The sequence below is a fragment of the Arsenophonus sp. ENCA genome, from assembly GCF_002287155.1.
Taxonomy (GTDB): Bacteria; Pseudomonadota; Gammaproteobacteria; order Enterobacterales; family Enterobacteriaceae; genus Arsenophonus; species Arsenophonus nilaparvatae.
The window spans coordinates 1-2,792 of the sequence record NZ_NHNG01000751.1 but is presented as its reverse complement, the minus strand read 5'-3'; the positions used below and the strand labels follow the sequence as shown (position 1 = coordinate 2,792).

At 36.8% G+C, this 2,792-nt stretch carries 3 protein-coding genes and 2 pseudogenes; 2 read left to right on the top strand and 3 right to left on the bottom strand.

The genetic code is table 11. The annotated features are described in order from the left end of the window. Positions 1–281 (top strand): transposase family protein (locus CBG25_RS19525; protein WP_290603775.1); only part of this gene is annotated, 281 nt, incomplete at its 5' end. Between the two features lie 53 nt (positions 282–334). After that, positions 335–619 (top strand): annotated as a pseudogene (locus tag CBG25_RS19520) (glycerophosphodiester phosphodiesterase); the annotation flags it as partial. A 57-nt stretch (positions 620–676) separates the two neighbouring features. Here the strand turns inward: CBG25_RS19520 and nqrM are convergent. From nqrM to nqrF, 3 genes and pseudogenes are all read right to left on the bottom strand, one after another. Next, positions 677–904, bottom strand: coding sequence for a (Na+)-NQR maturation NqrM (gene nqrM, locus CBG25_RS19515; RefSeq protein ID WP_290608728.1), 228 nt, complete (start codon positions 902–904; stop codon positions 677–679). Positions 905–914: 10 nt separating this feature from the next. Further along, positions 915–1,946: an FAD:protein FMN transferase gene (locus tag CBG25_RS19510; RefSeq protein ID WP_290608726.1), complete on the bottom strand. Its 1,032-nt coding sequence runs from the start codon at positions 1,944–1,946 to the stop codon at positions 915–917. A 71-nt stretch (positions 1,947–2,017) separates the two neighbouring features. Further along, a pseudogene (gene nqrF, locus CBG25_RS19505) lies at positions 2,018–2,599 on the bottom strand (NADH:ubiquinone reductase (Na(+)-transporting) subunit F); the annotation flags it as partial. Between the last annotated feature and the right edge of the window lie 193 nt (positions 2,600–2,792).

The following is a 2,792-nucleotide window of genomic DNA, read 5'->3' as shown; positions in this document are numbered from 1 at the left end:
AGGTAACCATCTGGGCAGATACCGGTTTTCAAGGTATAGATAAACAGCATCCTAATACACAAATCCCAAAAAAAGGAACTCGAAAAAGACCTTTATCGCCTGAACAAAAACAAGAAAATAAAATAATCTCGGGCATCCGTATTACAGTTGAACACGCCATCGCGGGTATCAAGCGCCTCGGTTGCATGACCCAAATTTTACGGAATCGTAGACCCTTTATTGATGATACCTTCTTACTCCTTAGCGCAGGTCTTTGGAATTTCCATCTCAGAACAGCGTAAAATTTACTTCAATCACCGAAACACCCTTATTTCACTATTAAGCAACACGCTTTATGAATCATCATTGTTTGATTGATAAAAAAGTTAATACTCAGCGCTGGTATGGACTGGAAATGCGACGTAAAGTAGAAGTTGTGGAAAAATATACTCTTGGTGAAGCCCGCTCATCCTCAGATTTAGTTTGGGATCATGAAGCAATGAAATGTTTCCGCGCCAGCGGTGGTGCACATATCGTTTTATTTGGCATAAAAGATGAAGCTGATTATAAACTGGCTAAAGAGCTAGGTGCAGATGAAGTTATGGTCGATTCACCTAAATATTTTAAAGATATAAGATAATAAAAAAATCAAAAATATTAATAATCTCGTTATTACTATTAATAACGAGATTTTTTATTAAATAATACGGTTGTTAATCTGCTGATGCTTTTGACGCTTTTCCATTGCTATACGTTTCTTGCGAAGCTCACATGGCTGCGGGCAATCACAAACTTTTTCAATTCCTATATTACTTAATCCACCACAACTTCCTTGAAGTTGCTTGCGTTTAATAATATAGCCAAGTGACATAGCAATAAAAGCAAGCAGGAAAAAAACCAAAGTAGTGATAAATATTTTTAACATAATGACCCCGCTACATTTTTTTTACTAAATAAGGTTTAAATGCTGAACTATAACGTTCTTCGAAACCTTTATTAGTCGTAACGACCATGAAAACCGGTAAATTTAAACGTTCAGCTAACTCCATTCCTTTTTCAGCCCCCAACACATTTAGGCCAGTAGATAAACCATCTGCCATCATGCAAGTCGGGGCGATAACAGTAATAGAAATCAAATTATGAATTATCGGTCTACCGGTCTTGGGATCAATAGTATGTGAATAATAAACCCCATCTTGTTCAAAATAATTACGATAGTCACCTGAGGTAGCAACTGACATATTTCCAGGCTCAATAATTTCTTGTACCGACTGTTCTAGCCCTTTATCCGAAGGTTTTTCAATCGAAATACGCCACGCTACACCTTTACCATTATGGCCTTTTGTGCGGACTTCACCACCAATGTCGACCATATAATTATCAATATTTTGTGACTCTAAATATTCTGCTATAACATCAACGCCGTAACCCTTAGCGATAGCTGACAGATCTATATAGAGCTGAGGTATTTTTTTTATCAGGCTATTACCTTTAATCGCAAGTTTATCAATACCAATCCATTGCCGGCGCAACTGAAGCGTCTCTTCCGGTGGTGCTTTGGTTATCCTTCCTTCCGGGCCAAATCCCCATAAATTAACTAATGGTCCGATAGTAATATCGAGCGCACCATTGGTTAATTTATTAATATGAATCGCTTCTTTAATCACTGTCATCATGGCTAACGAAACAGGAAATGGCGTATTTACATGTTGAAATTGATTAAATTGGCTTAATTCAGATTTAGGGCGGTAAGTTGACATTTGATTGTTAACTTCCTCTAAATGGCTATCAATATCGTCACGCAATGTTTCCCAAAAAGGATGAGATGATTCACTGACGTACCTAACAACATAGTAAGTTCCCATCGTTTGCCCTTGAATACTCTTTTGCTCTGTCTCAAAACAACCACAAAGCATGAAAATAGTAGATAAGGTAATAATCCAATTGAATAATTTATTTTTTAGCATAAAATTTTTTTAAGCATATTAAGTCCATATTAACTCAATGATGATACAAAAAGTTAAAATACCGGAAACAATCAACCACCAAAATCATCTAATAAAATATTTTCATCTTCAACACCTAAATCTTTAAGCATCTTAATAACTGCGGCGTTCATCACAGGAGGACCACACATATAAAACTCACAATCCTCTGGCGCTGGGTGATCTTTCAAATAATTTTCATATAAAACGTTATGAATAAAGCCAGTATACCCTTGCCAATTATCTTCAGGTATTGCATCTGATAGCGCAACATGCCAGGTAAAATTTTCATTATCAGCAGCTAATTGATCAAAATCTTCAACATAAAATAATTCACGTTTTGAACGAGCCCCATACCAAAAACTGATTTTTCGTTTAGATTTTAAACGCTTTAATTGATCAAAAATATGTGACCGCATTGGTGCCATACCCGCACCTCCACCAATAAAAATCATTTCCGCATTAGTTTCTTTAGCAAAAAATTCACCAAATGGCCCAGAAATAGTGACTTTGCTGCCTGGTTTTAATGACCAAATGTATGAAGACATAATACCCGGAGGTAAATCTGCAGCTTTCGGCGGAGGTGTTGCTATCCTGACATTTAACATGATTATCCCATGCTCTTCTGGATAATTTGGTCGGGTAGCAACGTGACATCTCTGTCACGCCGCCCCTAAGAGGCTGTCGCAAAAGGGGTGGAATTTTTTTTTCAACAATATCCCACCGTGCAGATTTTCTCTTTTTCTGATTTTAGTTTGTACAAATAATAGACTGAAAATCATCCATAATATCAGAGCAACCGCTCTTGATAAGTTATAGGCCATTGCA